The following is a 23,328-nucleotide window of genomic DNA, read 5'->3' as shown; positions in this document are numbered from 1 at the left end:
TAAAAGATAAAAAGGATGAAAAATAAACTTCCTCTAGCAGCATATTACATTGGAGTTTCGGTGTTACTGACGAGCTGTCAGGTAAAATTACCGTCAAAAAGAACTCCCGAGCCGTCTCAATACGGACAGATCGATAATTCTACCGTTGTAAATGGTTTTCCTAAAAAATCGGTTCCGTGGATTGCGATTTCAGATCGCACCAGAAATACGGCCTATTTAGATAAAAATGATGAAAAATCATACAAAGAAGTTAAGTTTTTAGAGCCTTTAATGGTTTTAAAAAACCGTGACGGGATGGTAAAAGTCGCCGAATATATTCCGGATGCCTTAATGAAAAAAGTTTCATCAAAACAGATCAAAACCTATGGCTGGATCCCGGAATCTGACCTTCTTCTGTGGAGTAATTCCTTAAAAAACGAAAAAACGGGCTTTCCGGTAAGGGTGGCTGTAGTTCCTAATAACAGCGAGGTCATCACGAGCTCGGAAAGATATTATAAAAACGATTCCATCATGGTGTTCAACTCACCAAGTCTCATTGAGCAGGCCAATGTGAAAATCCCGAACGGACAAATTGTTTATGTCTACAAACAGGCGGAAAACAACAAAAGATTTTTGGTCGGGAAAAAGCCAAGCATTGATATAGACAGCATCAGCACAAGTTTATACGGCTGGGTAAGTTCAAACGTAATATCGGCCTGGGGAGAACGTTCTGCCGTTAAGATGAAAAATACAACAGGTGTTACGGAAACCGCTTTAGGCCTTCATGAAGGTTCTCCGGGCGGCAACGAAACGGAAAACAGAACGGCAATTCTTTTAACGGACGTGAATAAAAGAACACCGCTTGAAAATATTTATCCGGTAACTTTACCTTTAAATGAAACCCCGACTCCGGATTCTAAAACGAAATATTTTACGAATATTTTAGATTACAGTAAAAATTATGTTTTCAATGTTCTTGGAGAGCCGATTTATTTTGACCGCTACAGAGAGATTACGGAGAGAAATAAAAAGATCAACATTGTTTTTGCATTGGATATCAGTGCTCCGAATGCTCCGTATGCACCTATTGTAAAGTCTTTGTTGCAGGATCTTCAGCTTAGATTTGAAAAACCTTCTTATTTTAACGAGGTTAAATATGGGGTGGTTTTATACAAAAACAATTCTTGCGGAGATAATGTAGCTGTTTCCAATTTAAGTACAGATTACAGCAAGATTACCACATTCATTGATCAAAAAAGCAATGAGATGAATTGTACCAGTAACAGCGGCTACCAGCCTGTAAATGAAGGGTTAATGGCGGCCGGGAATCTTCTCGCCAATGTTCCGGACGAAACCAATATTGTGGTAACGGTGGGAACTTCAGCCAATCAGAGCGGAAATATGTACGGGGTGATCAATTCTTTGACGCAGGCTCAGGCAAGATTGATCATGTTCCAGACAAGTGCAAGATCATCAGATACTTATAATGATTTTGTTTTGATGGCAGAAAATGTAGTGACCAACACAGCTAAGAATATCGCCGAATTAAAGAAGCAGAAAATTATTAATCAAAATGATGTTTTAACTAAAAATAATTTCAGCCTTATTGAGGGTGATGAAGGCTTCTTCTCACTGGATTATCCAAAGCAGAGTATGGCTCAGGGGTTCGTTATTTTCCCGAAAAAAGGGGATATAGCTACTCCGGGTTATCTTAAAAAATCTGTTGACAGCTTAATTTCTCAGGTTACTTTTGATAATGAAACTTTAGACAAGTCACTGAATGACTATTTCCATTCTTCCGTAGGAGCAGGAAGAACGGATGTTGATCTGAAATATAAATACCTCTATCCGGGCCTTACAAATCCTGTTCCGGCAGGAATTGCGGCGCAGCTTATCAATTACGGAAGTCCGTTTTTAGTAAAAGGATACATCCCGAAAGAGCTGAAAGACTATAAGCCCGGGCTGGAAAAAGGAATCTTAATTTCTGAAACGGAATATGATAACCTGAAGCTGTTCTACACGGAAGTATATCAGCAGACAGGCGCTGAAAGGGCGGATTTCAGCCAGTCAAGAGCTATTAATGAGTATGTAAGATTGCTGAAAAAATATAATCCTACCGTGAAATTCCTGGATAAGGGTGATCTTTACAAGCAGCCCATGTCTTATGCGGTGGGTGTAAGCACAGGTTTTGATAATTCCGAGGAAGAATTAATGTCAAAATACATGCTGAAAGGCTGGAAAAAATCGAAAATCATTACTAATGAAACAGTGAGAACCTATTTCCGCCATTACAAGGATTTAGCAGAGAGGATGCTTACCCACAGAAACAATCCTGCAGTGAAAATCCAGCAGAACGGGCAGACATTCTATTGGCTTAATGAATACTTTATGCCAACCATGATGCCGACTGAAGAATCAGAATATACTAAACATTAATAACTTATAATACAGAAAAGCGGAAATTTATTTCTGCTTTTTTTATTTTTTTAATGTAAAATTTTTATCTTTGATAGTATCCAAATCATATTATTATGTCACAGCAATCATCACCTCATGACGGCAAACATTTTGTCGTTCAAAAAGGCAAAGCTCAATGCAATCAGGGTGATCAATTCCCTCAATATAAAGTCACGACCCATCAGAAGCATTTTTGGAATGATTCGGACGGGAACTCAGATTTTCTGGGTGTTACAGAAGATGACCTGCAGTTTAATCCTCCGGGCCCGAGTTTCGGAAAATGTAAGCTTAAGCCAAGCTCCGGCGGATATCTTCCATGTTCGTACGGACCGGCCGGAAAGTGGCAGAAAACCTATGATAAAGTAAAAATCATGGGTAAAAAGATCGTCACCGAAGTTTCTGAGCTTCAGTGTGTGGTCGGTGGGAAAATTACCATTAAAGATCATGGTCAGCGGGGAGTAATGAGCAAAAAAAATGTGCAGAATGCAGATAATAAAACGGTACAGCACATTAATCCGCTTGTGAAAATGCAGGACTTCAAAGAGACAGTCTTGGAAAGTGAAATCGATGCTTATTAAAATTTTTATTTAAAAGTTAAAAGATTTAAAAATTAAGAAATTAGAAATATCTCTTTTTTTAACTAAAATATTTTTAAGCTTAAACTTAGCCTTAACCTTAGCCTCAAATTAAAACTTTTTGCTATGTCAGTAAAAAAAGGAGTTTCAAGAATTTCCGGAAATCCGGCTCCGAAAGTTGGAGAAAAAACACTCTACAAAGTGGAAGACTGGTACCCCGGAACCCCAAAAGCAGAGCAAAACCCTGCTCTGGTTACGTGGGAACTGTTTAAAAAACGCTCAAACGGAAGCTTCACTACTACCAACATCAAAAAAGTAGGTGACGGAAATTTCACGTTTGGTGAAGTTGCTGCAAAAAACACATACCGCCTGGAAGCATATATTCATGAACCGGAAGGTCATGGCGCCACCACCATTGATATTACCCCACAGCCGGCCGGAATCCCTAAAATAAATAAAGTGGAGCTGCATTACGCAGATGATTCTCCGGGAACGGTTTTTAGCTATAATGAAAAACTGGTCGCAAAAGCACAATGTGTTAATCTCTCGGGGCAAAAATTACTGTTTACCCTGTGGGAAGACGATGAGGGAGGAAACGGGCACGATGATAAAAATCTTTTTGTAGACAGCAAAGAAGTTTTGGTAGACAGAACGGGCGTGGCTACTGCGGAATTTGCCTTGTCCAAAGCATTAATGCAAAAAGCCGCCAATGGTGAAACCGAACCTCAAAAGCTTGAATTTTATGTTACCGTAGAATATTACAGGAACAGAAAGCACGCCACGAACAATGTGGAAATACAAAATCCGGAATATAGAGAACCTGCTCAGCAGCCGACTTCGGATTCTAAAACGTCAGGTTCAGATTCTAATCAGAATAATTCGCAGCCCAATAGCAATGGCAATGGCCAGCAATCTCAGCAGCCTGCTTCCCGTAAAGAGGAAAGCGGAGTGGGAGACAATACTCAAAAACCTGACGCCGTAAACGAAACGAAAGGCACAGTAGAACCTGAACAGAAACCCACCGAAGAAAAGCCGGAAGGGAAAACAACAAGTGTGGTAGAAGAGCCAAAAACAGAAGGACTTCTGGATGCTTTCTTTGCTAAAGAAGAATTTACGCAGCCAACGGATGAGGCAGACGGAACCCATCAGTATGCTTTTGCAAAGGACAATAATAATATCAATAAAGAAAATATCGCTAAAATCATCAAAGGAAAAGTAGATCCTGCGGTGAAAAAAGATAAAAAATATGCCAAGCTTGACGACATCAAAAATGCATTAACCAAAACCTCTTACAAGAAAGGGAAATCCATCAGTTTTCCTTTGTATAAATTAGGTCCTGTCATGGTTCGGATTAATAATGCTCCGCTTGAGGAAGAAGTGTTTGTTGTAGCTAAAACCATGTTGCTGGACGGTAAGGAAGTAAGCATCAATATCAAAGAAAAAGAAGAGCTTTTGGTGGCTAAAGATGCCAATCTACCGGTAATGGAGGCCAAAGAAAACGGAGCAGAGCTCACTACGCTGAAAGCCACAGCTCAAAACGGAATCGCTAAGGTAAAAATAAAGCTTCGTCCGAAATCTGATGAAACTCTGAAAGAATGGCATGAAAAGCTAAGCGGTAAAAAAGACGGAACGCACACGTATAAATTCGGAGGAACTAATAAAACCGCCACTGCAGAAGAGAAAAAACGTGTTGCAGGAGTGATCGCCAATAAAATAAAAGATGAATTAGCCAAGCAGGAAAAATTCGCAAAAACAGATGCGATTGTAAAGGCCTTGACCAAAGAAGCTTACAATAAAGACGAAGAAGTCACTTTTGACGTATTCAAGAAGGTACAGGAATTACTTTGGCTAAAAGCAGAATGTACCGGAAATATCAAAAAGCATGAAGGAGAATTCCTGAAAAAAGAAGGTGCTTATTTTGAAGTGGCAAAAAAATGCCCGAGATGTGAAGCGAAGATTACGGAAGATGAATTTAAAAAAATGTTTCCTGATGTCACACAGTTATTCAATAAGGGAACCAACAGCTTCGGATCGCCTACCATTGCGACTTTCCTGGAATCTTTAAATAAAACTTTAAAAGAATTTAAAATAAATACCTGCGTTAAAAAAGCATTTTTCCTGACTCAAATCACCAAAGAAACAGGATACTTTTCAAGGGCAGATGAAAACTTATATTACACCACAGAGGGCGCGCTGCACAGTTTCTGGTCAAAAAGCAGCCATCCGAGATTGTATTCCAACCCAAGCGAATTCTTTAAAAATCCTGAAAAATTAGGGAACTATGTTTACAGGGGAATCGCTGAAAACGGCGACGAAGCCAGTGGCGACGGGTACAAATACAGAGGGCGGGGCCTCATCCAGATCACCCGTAAAAAAGGATACCGAAGATTCGGGGAATATGCCGGAAAAGATCTTGTGGCGGATCCGGACCTGTTGCTGAGTGATCTCGATCTTGCCACACGTTCTGCAGGCTGGTACTGGAAACATGGTGTTCTGCTTAATGACGGCAGTGAGAAAGACCTGAATACAGTTGCGGAGAAAGGAGATTTTAAAGAAGCAACAAGACTTGTGCACGGCTCTACTGATGATGTTTCAGCAAGGGAAACTATTTTGTCAAAAATAAAAGAAGTTTTAAGAACAGATGAATGTCAGGCCACCAATACCGGAGATGCGGACGTGGAATATCACATCCAGAGTTCAGGTGAAATTCAGTATAAATATAAAAATGAAAAGCGTGAGACGGCGGCTTATTTTTATCACGACAGTGCGGGAACGGTGCATGATTTAGGCAAATATAAATTAGTCAAGGTAAAAGAAAATTACGGTGGTGTCTACAAAGATAAGCTTGGAAAAGATACTGAAAATATTTACCTGATTGATATCCGCAACGTAAAGCACAGCTATAAGAAAGGCACGGTAGGTTATACAATGACCATCAACACCAGCCGTTATTATATGAATGATGTTACCATGGCGGGGCTTTTTGGCGCGTTATTGGAATGTGGTTATGATGATTTTGTATTCAATGGTTTCAGTAATGAAAAAGGAGAGTCTGTAGGGGGAAGTAAGTCCCATAAAAACGGGATGAACGGAGATTTAAGATACCTCAGAACGGATAAAAAAGGAGGAAAAACAGATCTTTTCAATGATAGTGAGGAAACGGGTTGGAAAGGAATGGATGAAACGAGGCAGAATGCTTTTAACGATGCTTTGTATAAATTCGGGTGGAAGAGCATGCTGTCGCAGAAGTACGGCGAAAAAAGTGAAAAAATTCTTAATCACTGTACCCACGATAAGGATAAAAATCATAATGACCACTTGCATATTCAAGGGTTTGCACCAACTTTAAAAGAAATATAACAATGAAGCTTATTTTTTGCCTGCTTTTTTTATTTCAGATGAAAGAATGTAAGTCGGAGACGCCGGCTTCAGCAAAAATTTCTTCGGTTCCGGCTGTTGAAGCAAAAGCTGTTGCTGAAAGGCTGCCGGACTCTTTTGTAATTAACTCGGTAGATCAGAATGCGGTAGGAGAAAAAATTAGTGATAATGAGAAAATAAAGCAGCTGAAAACATTACTCAAAAACGGATTCCAGAGAGAGGTGGAAAGACCTTATATGTGGGATATTTTTGTAGCTTCCAATGATTCTTTGCTGCAATTTCATAAGTATAAAAACTTTACAATTAATAATGTTCAGTTTACATCTTATTATACTAAAATTAATTATGAAGACGGTAAATATGAATGCATATTTTTAGTAGATGAATCTTCCCCGACGCCCTATAACAGTATGATTGTCTATGAAGATCTGAAGTCTGAGGAAAATTATCAGAGACATTGTGAGGTAAAAGCTGACAAGGTAAAAGTTTTCTTAAAAAGGCAGAATGAGGATAAAGATCTTCAGTTCGTGGTAAAAGACGGTGTTTTTTTGGATTATTTCGAAGCTCCGGCTATTGATAAAAAATGGGGTAAAGAAAAAAACGGCTACGAGTATCAGCTGAAAGGAAAAGTGAATAATAATCTGAAAAACGGATACTGGATCGAGAAAAAATACTCCATTGACTACAATAAAAACATTATTGAAGACGGAAACTACGTCAACGGATTGAAAGACGGCGAATGGAACTATTCTCCCGAAGGCCCTGTTGATAAAATAGAAGTCTATAAAATGGGTAAAGTCACAAAAGTTTATTACCCGTAAAAAAAATAAACTGAATAAAAATAAAAGAGATTATGTTGTAATGTATAATCTCTTTTTTATTTAATATTAATAAGTAAAAATTACATTTGTTAAAATATTTTTTATCTTTAAAAAATGTAAAAGTTTTGAATTATTCCTTTGGCATTTATATTGATGAAGATCAGTAACTATAAATAAAACATTATGATCAAAAAAAATTTCATCGGCCTGTGTCTTTTAACGGGTCTTGCCTTAATTTCGTGTAAAAAAAATGAAACAAAACCTGTACAATCCAATGATTCTGCCACTATAGAAACTGCCGCTCAGGATTCAGCAAAAACGGATACCACCACTGAAAAAACTGTTACTGATGCAGTGAATTCCATTGAAGGAAAATACGTTGTTACCAAAGGATGTGAATCCGGCAATTATTCCATAGAATTTTCCAATGTAAAGGACGGAAAAGTAAGTTATAAAATCTTTGATAAAACAAAAGAAATGTCTTCTGGTACAGGGTCTGTCATTAAAAACGCTCCTGGTGAAACAGGTACCGGTATTAATTTGGGTGTAGTGGGAGATACGGAGCTTATCATTGTTGTTGAGGGGAATAAATTTGAAATCCAGAATGACGGGAATAATATGAATCCGTTTCAGCACTTTAAAGATTGTAATGATAAATATCTGGAATTCAGTAAAAAGTAATTTCAAATAATGTAAGTCATAATTAAATTACCATGATCAAAAAAAATATCATCAGTTTTTGCCTTATTTCCGGGCTGGCTCTGGTTTCATGTAAAAAGAATGAAGCTCGTAAAGAAACTGTAGCAAAAGATTCTGTCACTGTTTCTCAGCCTGTGGAAAAAATGGAATCTCCGGCTCCTGAAACAACAGATTCGGCAGCTGCAGGTACTCCGCAAAAGGATCCCAAAGAAACTGGGACAGCTGATGCTTCAAAGTCCATAGAAGGAAAATATGTTTCAAAAAACTGCGAAGGATTTACCATAGAGGTCAAAAATATTGCAGACAATACAACGTTCAAAATCTCGGATAAAACTAAAGTTATTGCTTCCGGAAATGCTTCTACTGCGCCTTCAGACGGAGGAATGGGGATTTTAATGGGAGAAATTGGCGGTGTTTTCCAGGGAGACAGGCTTGAAATACAAAATACAGGAAACAGTATGAACCCTTATCAGCATTTTGACTGTCCGGAAAAGTATATGGAGTTTGTAAAACAGAAATAAATTTTTTTAAATATATTAATGGCAGCATACATTTTTTATGCTGTTTTTTTTGTTAAAATTTAATATTTTTAAAATTAAATAAAGGTAAAACTATTTTGTAAAGTAAAAATTTTAGATTAATTTGGTTTTAGCCAAAAAACAAAAATATATGATTGTTCATTTTATCCTTTCCGGAGAAACTTTGGAAAGTATATCTGAAGAAATAAAACTTGAAAACCCGAAATACCTTAAAGAATTTCACAATTCACATTGTGCAAAAGAAGATATTATTCAGGATCAGTTGATTCCAAGAAAAAAACTTTTAATTCCAGACAGTAAAAGGATTAAAGAGTACAACAGCAGGAATGATGCGCCTTTCAAGGATCCGAAAGTGAATCCTGATCTGCCGTTCAGGCCTGAAAACTTCAGTAAAATATTTTCTGTTATCAATAAGGAGGTTGAAGAAAGTGAATTTGAAAAGAAAGGCAATGTTCTGTTATACACCGTTTCCTTAAAATGGGTTGAAAAAAAAGAAAATTTTCACATTTTTCACATTTTTAAAAACAATTTTTCTAATGAGCATGGCAGTATGATGTCTGATCTGGCTTCGGAGTCGATAAGAGCCCTTAATCCTGTTGTTGTAAAAACGGATGAAAAAGGGAATCTTATCAATGTCAGCTTAAAACATGAAACCATAAATAATTTTGGAGTTATCAAAGAAAATCTCATCGATTTTTTCCCTGATAAATATGCCGGAATGTACCTTGATGAATTCGAATTTGCAGTGCTGAATAAGGAGGTGTTTAATGAAAGAATGAAAGAGGATATTTTTATAAAATCTTATTTCGCATCTTTAAGAAATACATTTAAAAACGGTAAATTATTCTTAAAACAAACAATAGGAGAAGAAAATATTCCTATTGAGGTAATTCAGAAAATTCAGAATGCTGATTATAGAGAAGAAATTATCCTTGAACAAAAAAACGAGTCGGAAAATGATAAGGATTTTACAGCAAAATATATTTTATCTGCAGAAACAGGCTTGGTAAAAAATATTGAAATCAATCATATTATTTCTCGATATGGTGTTAAAAATACAACTTTCTTTTCTGTTGAAGAATTGGCTTAAATGCTTTCTGGTAAAGTGATGTTAAGCGAATGTTAAATCATGTATCGTAGAATTACGACATCAAATCGTAGAATTACGACAAATTTTTAAAATCATATTTAAAAGCTTTCAGAAAAAAAAATGCCGCATTATCTTTGTTACACAATCACCGAATCACAAAATATTATTAACGATTAAAATTTACAAATCATGGCAGCAAATTCAAGAGGAATTTTAAAATTCAATGGAGGCGAAGGTCAAAAATTATTGAAGCTAAACTACAGTGTTTCAAGATCTACGGATGTTTCCGGTAGAGTTGCTTCTGATCCTTCCAACGCGATTATCAAACTTACCGTAGAAGCTACTGAAAAATCTGATATTCTGGAAAGCTTACTGAACGGGAAATACAAGCCTACAACAGGTGAAGTGACATTCAATAAGTCTCATGAAGAAGGTACGCTGATCACGTTATCATGGGAAAACGGGTATGTGATCCAGCACGAAGTAGAATTCGATGCAGTGGATGAAAACAGCATGCTGATAAGCTTTATTGTAAGTGCTGAAACTATTGACTACGGTAATTCTAAATATTCGGGTCTTTGGCCAACTTCATAAGATTCACGTAATTAAACTTCATATAAGCAAAAAAGACTGTCCCTACAAGGCGGTCTTTTTTTACCGTTATGAATATTTTACACAATTTTATATTTTTAATATGTGTTAAATAATATTAATAGATCACTTTAATTAGACTTAGTTCGGGTGTTCCGGAAAAAAAACAATATCTTAGTAACTATAAAATTCAGACAGTTATGGATTAATTTTTGTTGATTACAACAAAAAAGCATAATTGATGAAACTGCACCAAATCATATACAAATTATTAATAGATAAAATACAAGATGGGAGTACTAGTAACCAACGAAACCGTAAAACAGCTTTTTCATATTGCGCAGTCCATTGCTAGGGAAAATTATAATGCAACGTACGGCGGACCGCATATTTTGCGTGCTTTGATGCATAAAGATATCGGTCTCAATGAATTTTTAAAAAGCATTGATAAAGATCCCGGATATTTCTACGAATGGGCTGATGTGCGGATTGAAGATTACCCTAAGACAACACATCTTCCGGATGAAGTAGGTGAAGATGAGGTAGTTGATAATATCATTGAAGAAGCGGATGATATTCGTTTAAAATTAGGTTTGGACGAAATTACTCCTATTTGTGTATTAACGGCAATTGTAAAGCCGCAGGTTGCTTTTTCTTTGCAGCAGCTAAAATCTCTGCCGCTTAGAGAGCATGAAATTTTTAACTTATACCGAAAAGATACACCGTATGAAATTTCGGAGAATGGAGGATTTTCTTCAATTTTTTCAAACGGTTCAGAATATTCCGATAATGCTTTTCCTTCTATCAAAAATTATTGTGTAGACAGAACGGCTCAGGCCAGAAAAGGCGAGCTGGAAAATATCATCGGAAGAGATAAAGAGCTGAGAATGCTGGTAGAAATCCTTTGTCGGAGAAGCAAACCGAATGTCATTATCATCGGTGAGCCCGGTGTTGGTAAGACGGCATTGGTAGAGGGATTTGCCATAGAAATCACAAAAGGAAATGTTCCTGAAATGTTAAAAAACGGAACATTGCTGGAACTGGATACCGGAGCTTTATTAGCAGGAACTTCTTATAAAGGCGAAATTGAAGACCGTCTTAAGAAAGTTATTAATGAATGCAAAAAGATAGAGAAAGCTATCCTTTTCATTGATGAAATCCATACGCTTCTTGACCCGAAAGGAAGTATCGGAAACGTTGCAAATTTGCTTAAGCCTGAGCTTGCGAGAGGTGAAATCACCGTAATTGGTGCCACGACCCAGGAAGAATATAGGAAAATTATAGAGCCGGAACAGGCTTTTAACCGTCGTTTTGAAGTTTTAACGGTCAATGAGCCGGATGAAAAAACCTGTGTTAAGATGATCGATGTTCTTCTGGAAGGCTACAAAAAGCATCACGGAATTGAAGTTGAAAAAACATCACTTCCGGAATGTGTACGTCTTGCAAAAAGATATGCTAAAGGGAAAAAGCTTCCTGATGCGGCTATAGACTTGCTGGACAGAACAATGGCCGCCATAAAAATGCTTGACGAGCTTTCAGAAAAAGAGCTGGAAGGCTGGAAAATAAGATATGACGAAATCCTACAGGAAGAATTTTTTGATGAAAAAGATAAAGCAGATGAATTGATCTGGACGTATAATTTATTGAGAGATAAAATCAGTCCGATATTGTGGGGGTCTTTAAGCGAACAGCCGCAGATTGACAATTCCATGCCGGTGGAGCAGATTCAGAAGATCATTGAAGATACTTACGCGGAGCTTTTACAGCACGCTGCCGTTAAGAGAGAAAAAGTTGACCGACTGGAATTGGCGGCAGTAATGGCCGCAAAAACAAACATCCCGATCGGGAAAATCCAGGCGCAGGAAAAAGAGAAGCTTCTGAATATGGAAGGGCTTCTGATGAACAGGGTTGTAGGTCAGGACCACGCATTGAAGATCCTGTCGGATGCCATCGTTGAAAACCGAAGTGGATTAAATAAGCCGGGACAGCCCATTGGCTCATTCTTCCTTTTAGGACCTACAGGAACAGGAAAAACAGAGCTGGCAAAATCCATGGCGGAACTGCTTTTCAACGATGAAAAAGCGATGGTTCGTTTTGATATGTCTGAATTTAAAGAAGAGCATTCAGCGGCATTGTTATACGGTGCGCCTCCGGGATATGTAGGTTATGAAGAAGGAGGTATGCTGGTGAATAAAATAAGACAGCAGCCTTATACGGTAGTTTTATTTGATGAAATTGAAAAAGCGCATCACTCTGTTTTTGATGTCTTTTTACAGATTATGGACGAAGGAAAGGTTCATGATAAGCTTGGAAAAGAAGGCGACTTCAGCAACGCGTTAATTTTATTTACCTCAAACATCGGAAGTGAGGAAATTGTAAAGCAGTTTGAAGAAGGAAAAATACCGGAATCTAATTCCCTGATGCAGATTATGTCAAATTCAGGGCGTTTCAGACCGGAATTTTTGGCAAGAATTACAGAAATTATCCCTTTTGTCCCAATCACGGAATCTATTGCAGAGAGAATTTTTAATATTCAGTTGAAATCACTTCATACCTCATTAACGAGATTAGGAATGAGCCTGAAAATTTCTGATGAAGCGGTTAAAAACCTTGCATTGGGCGGATTTAGCAGCAAATACGGGGCAAGGCAGATCTCAGGAGTTATAAGATCACAGCTGGCAAGGCCAATTTCGAAGATGATTGTAAGAGAAGAAGTAAAATCCGGCCAGACCATCCATGTAGACTGGAATTCTGAGGAAGAAAAACTGACCTGGAAAGTAGAATAGATAAAAGCGAAGAAGGCAAAGTGGCTTATAAACTTATTTGCTCATGAGCTTTCTACGCTAAAAAATAAAAACAATGAAACCAAATCTCAAAAATATCTTACTAACAGCAGTGCTACTGATGTGTTCGCAGGCCGTGAACGCTCAGTTTCTGAATGCTTCCGATACTTCGGAGAGCAGTGTGAAGAGATACAAGAGTATTATTAATTCCAATAAGGATATTGTTAATTTTATAGAATATTCTTTAGTTGAAAAAGGCCTTCCGAAGCACTTAAGAAATCTTGCTTTAATTGAGTCTCATTTTAACAGTAATATTACTTCAGGAGCGGGAGCTGTGGGAATCTGGCAGTTTATGACCGCTCATGCCAATCAGTACGGGCTGACGCAACAGGATAGGAATGACATTTTTAAAAGTACAAAAACAGCAGCTATTTCCCTTGGAAAACTGTACAAAAAGTACAATAACTGGGTAACCGTTGTTGCGGCCTACAACTGCGGTGAGGGAAATATAGCGAAGGCAATGGCTTCGGCAGGTTCTATACAGTATCATGTTTTTTATAAATATTTACCGGCGGAAACCATTAATCATGTCAAAAAATATCTGAATGCCTGCTATGCAACGGGAGAATTGCAGAGTGTTTTAAGCAATTACAATTCTTCAAGGATGAACACCGTATTTTTCGTTAACGGAGGAAGCAAAATAGACAATTCTCAATTATCAGAAACGGATATTAATGCAGGTTTTAATTTAAATGTCATTGCAGACGAATTAGACGTGGATATGGACAAGCTTCTTTCATGGAATCCCGGCATCAATGAAGAGCTGCAGCAGAAAGGGGAAAGTACGTTATATCTGCCTACAGATTTAATGCCCGATTTTTTATTGAGAAAAAATAAAATCCTTTCAAGGTCAATAAAAGAAGGAAACACATCAAACACCAAATAAATAGCACTAAGCGATAATGTTTAACGATCCAAATCACAGGCAATATGAAAACAGAATCACAAAATATACTGAACAATCCTTCCTTCCGCCCATCTCAGAATGCCGACGGAATCTCAGAAAACCACCATGCGGGAATCAACCGCCTGGTAAAGCTTTCTTTAGTAATTGAAGGAAAAGTAATCAAATATTACAAACATTTCAAGCTTACCCAAAGCTCAAGAAAACACCATGAATTCAGCCTTACGCTGGCGCATGATGCTCTCGGTGACAGGCAGACCCATACTTTGGAAGAAGCCAATAAATTCTTGGGAAAACGTTTAACAGCCGTAATTTCTTATAAAGATATCGACAAAAGCCCCGAAAGAACTTTCGTGGGCGTAATTACCGGAGTAGGTTTCAGCCAGGAAAAAATGAGCTTGGGAAATATTGTTTTAACAGGATACAGCCCGACTATTTTATTGGACGGAGCCCCGCACATTCAGAGTTTTGGTGGCGGATCACCTGTAAACATGGGAATTATCGCAAATGAAGTTATTAAGCAGGGTATTGATTCAAGCCGTTTTGACGTGAGAGTGGATACCAATGATTATTCGCAGATTATCTACAGCAGCCAGTATGATGAAACCCATTACAACTATCTTGCAAGAATGGCAGAAGCCTATGGCGAACAGTTTTATTATGACGGGGAAGTGCTTCATTTCGGGAAGCTTCCGCCACAGAATAAACCGATAAAATTAACCTACGGAAGCAGTGCAAACGACATCAGGGTAGAATTAAAAGCTGTTCACACAAAACCACAGTTTTACGGTTATAACAGCAGTAAAAATGAAAAATTAACATCCGGCGAAACTCCGATCCAGCACGTAAGTGATTTGGCTAAAACGGCATACGCCCATAATGATAAAATCTATAAGACACCGGCTTTACAGGTGGCACCAATTAAAGCTTCCACCCATCTTGATGTGGAATATTCACAAAAAAGTACCTCAGGAAGTCAGGCGGTAAATGTGTTTACCTTATCGGGAAATACTACGGTTCCGTTTTTACATCCGGGCTGTGTCGTAGATGTTCAGATGAGAAAGTTGGATTCCAATGAATCTTCTTACTTTACAAGAATCATGGTAACGGAAGTTTCACATGAAATTGATACCATCGGGCATTACAACGGAAGTTTTGAAGGCATTGCCTCAGATACAGGATTTTTACCTAAACCTGAATTTAAAATCCCGAAAGCAGAGCCACAGATTGCCACAGTAATTTCAAATACTGATCCGGAAGGGCAGGGAAGAATTCAGGTAAGATTCGACTGGCAGAACAATGATACAACGCATTTTATCAGAATGATGAGCCCTGATGCGGGAGGAACGGATCTGGTGACTCAAAACAGAGGATATGTTGCCATTCCTGAAGTTGGTGATCAGGTGATGGTCAATTTTGTTCACAGCCATCCGGACAGACCTTTTGTAATGGGCGGAATGTTCCATGGCGGAATCGGGCTTGGCGGCGGACCAGATAATAGGGTGAAATCAATCCAGACAAGAAGTGGTCACAAAGTGATTTTTACGGAAGATGAAAGCATCATTATTACCGATAAATCAGGAAACGAAATTCATCTGGATACCACCGGAAGCAATATCACCATCACCGCTCCTGAAACCATGACTTTGAATTGCAAAAACATGAATATCAACGTAGGGCAAAACATGACCACCAATGTAGGAATGAATAAGTCCGACAGCATAATGGCGAACCATACAGAAAGCGTAGGTTCTATGAAGTATGTAACCACAGGTGCGGATTTCATGACCAATGTAGTAGGGAAAATGAGCCATTATGTAAAAGGTGATATGGAAGTTTACGGTGAAAAAGAGCATAAATTAACCAGCCTTAAAGGAGTGGAAGTCAGCAGCCAGGGAAAGGTGGAGCATCACGCAGAAAAAGAAGTTCAGAACAATAGTGGCGAGAAATCTAAAAATCACTAAAAATGAGCATCGAATATTTTGTAGAAGGCAAAACAATCACGCAGACAGGCGGTGATTATAAAACCTTTGCCAAAGAAGCCATTCATCATAACAGTGCCGCGACCGTAGAGCAAAAAGGCCTCGAAACGGGCGTGAGTTACAATGTGGCCCAGAAGATCCATCCTAATGATAAGCCTGTCAATACCATAGATGTAAGCTTGAATCTGTTTTTTGACGGAACTTTAAACAATAAAACCAATACCCAGGCAGGAACGAGCCATTCTTCCTCTAATGGAAACGACAGCTATGCCAATGATTTCAGCAATGTGGCCCGGGGTTATGATGCCATTGATCCCAATGCTCAGAATCAGGTTTCCTATTATGTGGAAGGAATCGGGACGGTAGATCTTAAATCAGATAACGATACGTTTGGTTTGCCCGTTCGTGGAGCCGGTTTGGGGACTAATGAAAGAGGAATTAAAGCGAAAGTGGTAAAAGGCTGTATCAAAGGTGCAGAAACTTTAAGATCAAAATTTTCTGGCAAAACAATAGATGTTTTAACGGTAAATGTTTACGGATTCAGCCGTGGAGCCGCCGCCGCGCGCCATTTTATGCATGTGGCCACCACTTCTGCCATTATGGAGCCGCTTTTCCAGAACCAGGCTATGATTTATCCGCCGGAATATTATGAAAAATCACAATCGGAAGAATCTGTTCAGCAGGAATTTGTGATTGATAAAGCAGATTCGCCTTTGTTGAGTTATGGCTATTTCGGGGCCTGTCTTTTAAGGAATAATCTTGTTATTAATAAAGTAAAATTCAATTTCGTAGGATTGTACGATACAGTAGCATCTTACGGGGTCAATCATAAAGGAAGCTCCATCTTCGGACTGAGTATTATTGATGATGATTCAAAACAATTAGGGTTAAATGCCGTAAAAAACGGATCTTTCGTCTTACAGCTGGCTTCGTCAGATGAATACAGGGATAATTTCAGCCTTACCAATATAGAAAGTGCCGGAATTAAAGGCTTGGAGCTAACATTACCGGGAGTACATTCCGATATCGGCGGAGGTTACGTTAATAATGCGGAGGAAAAAGTGTTGTTGTACAGAAATGAAAGCAGCCGCACGGAATGCGACAGGTTCAGGGAAATTTTAATTGAAGAAGGCTGGTATGATCCCAAAGAAATTTGGGTAGAAATGGAAAGTCCGCATGTGCACGATGTGGATCCGCAGTATAAGCTTTGGGGCAAAAGGAAAGTTTCTAATGAATATGACAAGGTTTCTCTGTACCACATGTACGAATACTCCAAACAGTTTGAAGTAAAATATAACCCTGCCATAGAAGCCGATCACAAAATAAAGGATGGTTTTATACAAAATATCAATAGTCAGTTGATTTCTTACATCTCAAAATGCAATAGCTGCAGAAACGAATATGTAAAAAATCACAACGAAGGAAAAAATCCGTCTCCCGCCGAATACATCAGGGAATCAAAAGGTTTTTCATACCTTACCTCAGGAATCAATATGGATGATCTCAAAAAACTGAGACGTGCCTATCTCCATTGGTCTGCAAATATGGCAACTTTCGGGATGGGGCCGAGAATTTCAGGTGCTAAGCCTGCATCAGAACGAAAAAGGTATATTTTAAATGGATAAACTAAAAATAATTGTTTCTTTACTGGGAATGCTCCAGCTTACTAACTGTCAGGATATGAAGAAAAATGACACGCCTTTGCCTACCTATAATGTTGAAATTTCGCATCCCGATAATGAATATCTGATAACACCCGTTGAAGATCAGATTATTACATTAGAAAATGTGCCGGCTCATCTTCCTTACGGAAGTTCATCAGGAAAATGGGGAGATTCGGGAAAAGGTTTTACGGAACAGCACGGAACGCCTATCAGAGCAGATATTGTCTATTTTTCCAGGTATGAAGACACTTTTTATCATTTAAGAGTTGAATTCCCGAAAGGTAAGATTAAAGATCTTGTTCAACGGGCTTATGCCAATGACGAATCCAAATCTTCGGACGAACCGATGAAAGAATTTATCAACAGAAGAGATGAACCCGATTATAATGAAAAGTACAACAAGCTGGGAATGGCTTATGACCGTTTTAATAACCTTGTCTTCGGTTTTGCACCGAAAGGCATGGTGGTGGTCTGGCTCCGTTTCGGATATACGCAGATAGAGCTTGGGGAATTCAAAGCTGAGGTGGTGAAGGACGATAAAAAATATGCTGACAAATTATTCTCAAAAATCTCGCAGACACGAGAAGAAATCAAGCAAAATATGTTTATTCCCAATGCATCGCCGCTTAATTGGGACAAATACAGAACCCGTTACAAATGGGCCCTGAACATCCATTCTGAAAACAAAGGCTTAAAGGTATTCAAAGTTCTTTCAGAATATTACAACGGTGAAAGGGAGGTAATGCTCCGCCCGTGGGTTTCTAATCCACCGATGAAAGAGCGCGCGCTTCCGAGGGAAATTTCCTTTTTCTGGGAAACCGGGAAAGGTGAGGCTTTCGAAGGCCGTGCATTCTTCAATTGGGCAGAAACCGATGATCAGTTTGAAAATGCAGGGGAAAATTTCAAGCTTGAATTTAAAATAGCACCTGACAACAATAGTTTTGAGGTTCTTTTAATGGGTTATCCAATAAAAATCGACAGTACAAGGGTCTATAAAAGTAATTTTACATTTAAAGATTCTTATAAATAACCAAAAATTGAAATTTGATTAAAATCTTACAGTTTGTATAAAAAATACAAAACATAAAATATTCAGATAATGTTTTAAACTCTCACGGTTAGTATAAGCGTTGTCTTGCTGAGCGTTTCGAAGTATCCCATAAGCTCTTTCGGTAAATTTATTTATCGAATTTTTTATTCAAATTAAAATTTTTGGAAACGTTAATGATTATTAAATTTATCTTAAATCTGTCTTAATATTTCCCATAATAGTGTGAAAAATAATTAGATTTAAAGTCGTGTTTTAGTATTTAAATATTTGATTTTAAGTTTATTATAAAAGTTAATATTTCTATTATAGTAGAATTACTACACCAAATCGTAGTATTACTACAAAAATAAAATTAACCACTTAAATAGTTTCAGGTTAAAAATATGAAGTCTATCTTTGACTCAACAAATTCATCAAATCACAAAATATTAACGATTAAAATTTACAAATCATGGCAGCAAATTCTAGAGGAATTTTAAAATTCAACGGAGGAGAAGGACAAAAATTATTAAAGCTGAACTACAGCGTTTCCAGATCTACAGACGTTTCTGGTAGAGTAGCTTCAGATCCTTCCAACGCATTGATCAAAGTAACAGTGGAAGCTACTGAAAAATCTGATATCCTTGAAAGCTTACTAAACGGAAAATACAAGCCAACTACCGGCGAAATTACATTCAACAAGTCTCACGAAGAAGGTACTTTAATTACTCTTGGATGGGAAAACGGATATGTAATCCAGCATGAAGTAGACTTCGACGCTGTAGACGAAAACAGCATGCTGATCAGCTTCGTGGTGAGCGCTGAAATCATCGACTATGGTAACTCTAAGTACGAAGGTGTTTGGCCAGGAGGTGGTGGTAAGTAATTAAAAAACCGCAATCATCTTAGTAAAAATAAAATTGGTAACAGAATAGTACAGCTTATACAGAGCCAGCTATTCTGTTTTTTTCTTTTTTGAAACTAAATTATTTCATATAGTTTTAATATTAAAATATTGATAATCAGTATTTTATTAGAAATAAATAAAGGATTTGTTTGATTTTTATCGAATAAATTTTAGCATTTAAAACAAAACACACCAATCACTCAAAATTTAAGGCTATGTTTCAGGATGATAATACGCCAAAAATGCCTTCTTCAGGGAAACCTTCCATGACAAAACAAGTCGGGGAAATGAAAGAATTGGCAAAAAATCAGGCGTTAACAAAAGCTTCAGAAAAAATTCAGGAAAAAACCAGCGGAACGGTTCAGAAAACAACCCAAAAGCTCGCCCAGGCGCAGGCTTATACAGGAGTTGTGCAGGGTGCATCCGGAATGTTGATGAATCAAAAGCTGCAGCCCAATTCGCCTACCCTGGTAGAAAATAAAGTCTGGAACCAGCAGCCGACTTCTAAAATACATAATGCAAAAGCGATCCCGGAAAGCCAGATTCAGGGTATCAACCGTGTCGTAAAGCTCGACATTGTTGTGGAGGGAACAGCAGTAAAGCATTTCAAACATTTTCAGTTAAAGCAAAGTGCCACCCGGCATCATGAGTTCAGCATTACTTTGGCTCACGATACATTGGGTAGTGCAGAAAATCACAATCTGGAAGAAGCACAGAATTTCTTAGGTAAAAGAATTACAGTAGTTTTCAAATATAAAGATGTTGAAGACGGCCCCGAAAGAAGTTTTGTGGGAGTCATTACGGAAGTAGGTTTCAGCCAGGAAAAGGGAAGCCTTGGGAATATTGTTTTAACAGGTTGCAGCCCGACTATTTTACTTGATGCCGCACCGCATATCCAGAGTTTTGGGGGCGGACAGGAGATCAGCCTGAACAGTATTGCAGATCAGGTGATCAAAGAAGGCCTGGGACAGGGAAAATTTGATTTCAGGGTAGATGCGCAGCACGGGAATGTTTCCTACAGCTCACAATACGAAGAAACACATTATAATTATCTCGCGAGAATGGCAGAAGCCTATGGCGAACAATTTTATTACGATGGGGAAGTTCTTCATTTCGGAAAGCTGCCGCCTCAGGAAAAACCTGTGAAATTAACGTACGGAAGCAGTGTCAATGATGTTAAAATCAGGATGAAAGCACAGCATGTTAACCCAAGTTTTTACGGTTACAACAGCAGTAAAAATGAAAAGTTAACAGCCGGAAGCACAAAAATTACCCATACTTCAGACATTGCAAAACGTGCCTATGAAATATCAGAAAAAACATTCATAACACCGTCTTTAAGGGTTGCTCCTATTAAAGCATCTTCTTTTATAGACGTGGAAACCTCACAGAAAGGTACGGCGGGAAGCAAGGCTGCAGATGTATTCGTAACCTCGGGAAATACAACGGTTCCTTTTCTTTATCCGGGCTGTATCGCAGATATTGAAATGAGGAAAACCGACAGCAATGAAACTTCTTATTTCACAAAATTAATGATCCTTGAAGTCAACCATGAAGTGGATGCAAGAGGATATTACACCGGAACTTTCGATGCAATTGCTTCTGATACGGGCTTTATTCCAAGACCCGAATTTCAGACTCCGAAAGCCGATGCCCAGTTTGCAAAAGTTATTTCCAATACAGACCCTCTCAATCAGGGAAGGGTTCAGGTTCAGTTTGACTGGCAGAATGGTTCCACAACTACAGAATACATTCGCGTAATGACTCCTGACGGCGGCGGAAGTGAAAAAGTAAGCAAAAACCGTGGATTTATGGCGATTCCGGAAGTGGGAGATCAGGTGGTGGTAAATTTTGCTCATCAGCACCCCGATAGGCCTTTCGTAATGGGCGGAATGTTCCATGGCGGAGTCGGCGGAGTCGGCGGAGCCGGGAATAATATTAAAAGTTTAAGCAGTAAAAGCGGTCACATTGTAAGCCTCGACGACGGTGGCGGAATGACCGTAAGAGATAAAGATCAAAACCAGATTTTCCTTGATGGCGCCGGAAATATCAGTGTCGACAGTAAAGAAACTATCACGCTGACCTGCGGTAAAAGCTCTATTTTCATGGATAAAGCGGGAAATATTATCATCAAAGGAAAAGAAATATTTGTTCAGGGAGATAATATCGGGGTTGCAGGAACGGCAAGCGTAGGAATCGGAGTTGGTCCGGAAGGCGGAGATCCTACTTCAGGAATCGGAATTGAGCCAACAACTCTGGATGTAGGAACCACAACTCTTTCCATGGGAGCAAAAACCGAAGCCAATCTCAGCAGCGCTAAGATCAATATCGGTGGCGGAAGCGAAACAAACATTGTAAGCGGAACTGTAAAGCTGAATTAAAATTCAATTATTAAATATAATATTTACAAAGAAATTGAAGTCTCTTCTAAGCGAATCGGCTTGGTGAAACTTAAAAGCAGTTAGTAATAAATAAATTTTGTGGACTTGGTGTTCAAAACATTAAAGCAGAGATTTAAAAATTAAATGTAAAAACTAATGAATCCTGTAGACCTGGAGCTTGTAAAATTAAAAAGGCAATGGCAGAATGTCGTTAAAAAAAACGAAGAAAAGCCTATGTTCATCTGTCTTGGAGAAAAACATGAAACTGATCTTTTTGACGGGTTTATAAAATCAAGATTATCCGAAGATTATGACGGGGAAGATATTTTTTTAATTCATTATCAGGAATTTAACGGTATGGATTCTTTCGGACAGACATTGTTCGATGAATGGAAAGAATATTATGAAATGTTGGAGAAAAGTGTAGAAAATATTCCTCAATGGAACTTACATACTTCTGATAATGAGTTTAAAACAGATGCTTACAAAGCATTTTTTCCTTTGCTGGAGCTGAAAAAGAACTTTCCGAATCTCAGAGATTCCAAGATTTATCTGTACATCGCACCGTTAAGGATTAATGAGATTAAAGAGCTTTCACTTTGGATTAAAGAATGGTGTGCCATCTGTGAAAAATCAGGAAATCAGGATATTAAGCTGATCTGGACGGAAAATCATCAATACAAAACCTTACCTGAAAACCCTTCAGCACATAGTTTCCGGGTTGAGGTGGATATTCATCAGCTGATGCAGAATACGGCAGCCCATACCAACCGAAAGAAAAACAGCGTGGATACTGATTTCCAGCAGCAGATTCTTACGGCGAGCAACCATTTAAGTAAAGGAAGATTCAGGGAAGCGGAATTTGCATTAAAAAATGCTGTGAAATTAGCCAAAGAACAAAAGAATAACCAAGGCGAGATTTCTGCCTATTTTATGCTGACACAGGCTTACATTGCTGATAAAAAGAAAGACAGAGCAGAAGATACTTACCGGACGATATTTGAAGAAGTGGAGCCGGATTCTCCGCTGGAAGTTCAGATGTACATGAATTACGGAAGCTATTTATTAGGAAATTCAAAAAAAGCAAAGGCTGAAAATGCCTTCGAAAAAGCGGCGGAGGTAGCACAGAATATCGGTGAATATGCAATGGCAATAGAATGTTACAGGATTATCGGAACATTAAATGATACCGTTTTAAGTAAAGATAAAATGATCGAATATTTTGAAAAATGTCTCGACATAGCAAAAATAATGGAACCTTCCACAAGGGAATCAAGCAGCTTAAAATTCGTGGCATCCATGCTTTACATTAAATATGAAGGCGATAAAGAGAAAAAAAACGCATTAGATAATGAAATGAAAAATTATTTTGGTGACGACTGGAAGGTGAGTGTGGAGAAGCCAAAATACAATTAAGTTGTGAATTAATTTAATAAAAAAAATTTAACCATTAAGACTTAATTAAGAAGAAAATTAAAGGACTTTGCA

16 protein-coding genes are annotated in these 23,328 nt (G+C 38.2%); all 16 read left to right on the top strand.

All coding sequences use genetic code 11. The features are described 5' to 3' along the window. Nucleotides 1-15: 15 nt before the first annotated feature. The 16 genes from tssR (at nucleotide 16) to H560_RS0105880 (ending at nucleotide 23,256) form a co-directional block, all read left to right on the top strand. Nucleotides 16-2,415 carry a type VI secretion system protein TssR domain-containing protein gene (gene tssR, locus H560_RS0105955; protein WP_027379195.1) on the top strand — a complete coding sequence of 800 codons (2,400 nt, stop codon included), beginning with the start codon at nucleotides 16-18 and terminating at the stop codon, nucleotides 2,413-2,415. A gap of 95 nt (nucleotides 2,416-2,510) precedes the next feature. Next, the gene (locus H560_RS0105950; protein WP_027379194.1) at nucleotides 2,511-3,014 is read left to right on the top strand and encodes a DUF4280 domain-containing protein; all 504 of its coding nucleotides are present in this window, start codon (nucleotides 2,511-2,513) and stop codon (nucleotides 3,012-3,014) included. 123 nt (nucleotides 3,015-3,137) lie between these two features. Further along, on the top strand, nucleotides 3,138-6,371 hold the full coding sequence (locus H560_RS23265) for a glycoside hydrolase family 19 protein (protein ID WP_051289188.1): 3,234 nt from the start codon (nucleotides 3,138-3,140) through the stop codon (nucleotides 6,369-6,371). Between the two features lie 2 nt (nucleotides 6,372-6,373). Then, complete coding sequence (locus H560_RS0105940) at nucleotides 6,374-7,210, top strand: hypothetical protein (RefSeq protein WP_027379193.1); 837 nt, start codon at nucleotides 6,374-6,376, stop codon at nucleotides 7,208-7,210. Between the two features lie 183 nt (nucleotides 7,211-7,393). Continuing rightward, entirely contained in the window at nucleotides 7,394-7,891 is a 498-nt protein-coding gene (locus H560_RS0105935) for a hypothetical protein (RefSeq protein WP_027379192.1), read from the top strand. Between the two features lie 32 nt (nucleotides 7,892-7,923). Then, a complete protein-coding gene (locus H560_RS0105930) occupies nucleotides 7,924-8,430 on the top strand; it encodes a hypothetical protein (RefSeq protein ID WP_027379191.1) in 507 nt (168 codons plus the stop codon). Nucleotides 8,431-8,578: 148 nt separating this feature from the next. Next, nucleotides 8,579-9,538 (top strand): hypothetical protein, encoded by a 960-nt coding sequence (locus H560_RS0105925; RefSeq protein WP_155844966.1) that lies wholly within the window; start codon nucleotides 8,579-8,581, stop codon nucleotides 9,536-9,538. A gap of 189 nt (nucleotides 9,539-9,727) precedes the next feature. Further along, nucleotides 9,728-10,132, top strand: a complete 405-nt coding sequence (gene tssD, locus H560_RS0105920) for a type VI secretion system tube protein TssD (RefSeq protein ID WP_027379189.1) — start codon at nucleotides 9,728-9,730, stop codon at nucleotides 10,130-10,132. Nucleotides 10,133-10,419: 287 nt separating this feature from the next. Beyond that, complete coding sequence (locus H560_RS0105915) at nucleotides 10,420-12,915, top strand: ATP-dependent Clp protease ATP-binding subunit (RefSeq protein WP_027379188.1); 2,496 nt, start codon at nucleotides 10,420-10,422, stop codon at nucleotides 12,913-12,915. 73 nt (nucleotides 12,916-12,988) lie between these two features. Beyond that, nucleotides 12,989-13,858, top strand: a complete 870-nt coding sequence (locus H560_RS0105910) for a lytic transglycosylase domain-containing protein (RefSeq protein ID WP_027379187.1) — start codon at nucleotides 12,989-12,991, stop codon at nucleotides 13,856-13,858. A gap of 44 nt (nucleotides 13,859-13,902) precedes the next feature. After that, nucleotides 13,903-15,840, top strand: a complete 1,938-nt coding sequence (locus H560_RS0105905; protein ID WP_027379186.1) for a type VI secretion system Vgr family protein — start codon at nucleotides 13,903-13,905, stop codon at nucleotides 15,838-15,840. Nucleotides 15,841-15,842: 2 nt separating this feature from the next. Then, a complete protein-coding gene (locus tag H560_RS0105900) occupies nucleotides 15,843-17,483 on the top strand; it encodes a T6SS phospholipase effector Tle1-like catalytic domain-containing protein (protein ID WP_027379185.1) in 1,641 nt (546 codons plus the stop codon). Then, nucleotides 17,476-18,552, top strand: coding sequence for a DUF2931 family protein (locus H560_RS0105895; protein WP_027379184.1), 1,077 nt, complete (start codon nucleotides 17,476-17,478; stop codon nucleotides 18,550-18,552). The genes H560_RS0105900 and H560_RS0105895 overlap by 8 nt, the downstream gene beginning before the upstream one ends. A 472-nt stretch (nucleotides 18,553-19,024) precedes the next feature. Next, entirely contained in the window at nucleotides 19,025-19,438 is a 414-nt protein-coding gene (gene tssD, locus H560_RS0105890; RefSeq protein WP_027379183.1) for a type VI secretion system tube protein TssD, read from the top strand. A 236-nt stretch (nucleotides 19,439-19,674) separates the two neighbouring features. Beyond that, entirely contained in the window at nucleotides 19,675-21,840 is a 2,166-nt protein-coding gene (locus tag H560_RS0105885; protein ID WP_027379182.1) for a type VI secretion system Vgr family protein, read from the top strand. Nucleotides 21,841-21,996: 156 nt separating this feature from the next. Beyond that, nucleotides 21,997-23,256, top strand: a complete 1,260-nt coding sequence (locus H560_RS0105880; protein ID WP_027379181.1) for a tetratricopeptide repeat protein — start codon at nucleotides 21,997-21,999, stop codon at nucleotides 23,254-23,256. Nucleotides 23,257-23,328: the final 72 nt, after the last annotated feature.

This window comes from Chryseobacterium daeguense DSM 19388, assembly GCF_000430825.1.
In the GTDB taxonomy this organism is placed as follows: Bacteria; Bacteroidota; Bacteroidia; order Flavobacteriales; family Weeksellaceae; genus Chryseobacterium; species Chryseobacterium daeguense.
This window is presented reverse-complemented; position numbering and strand designations above follow the sequence as displayed.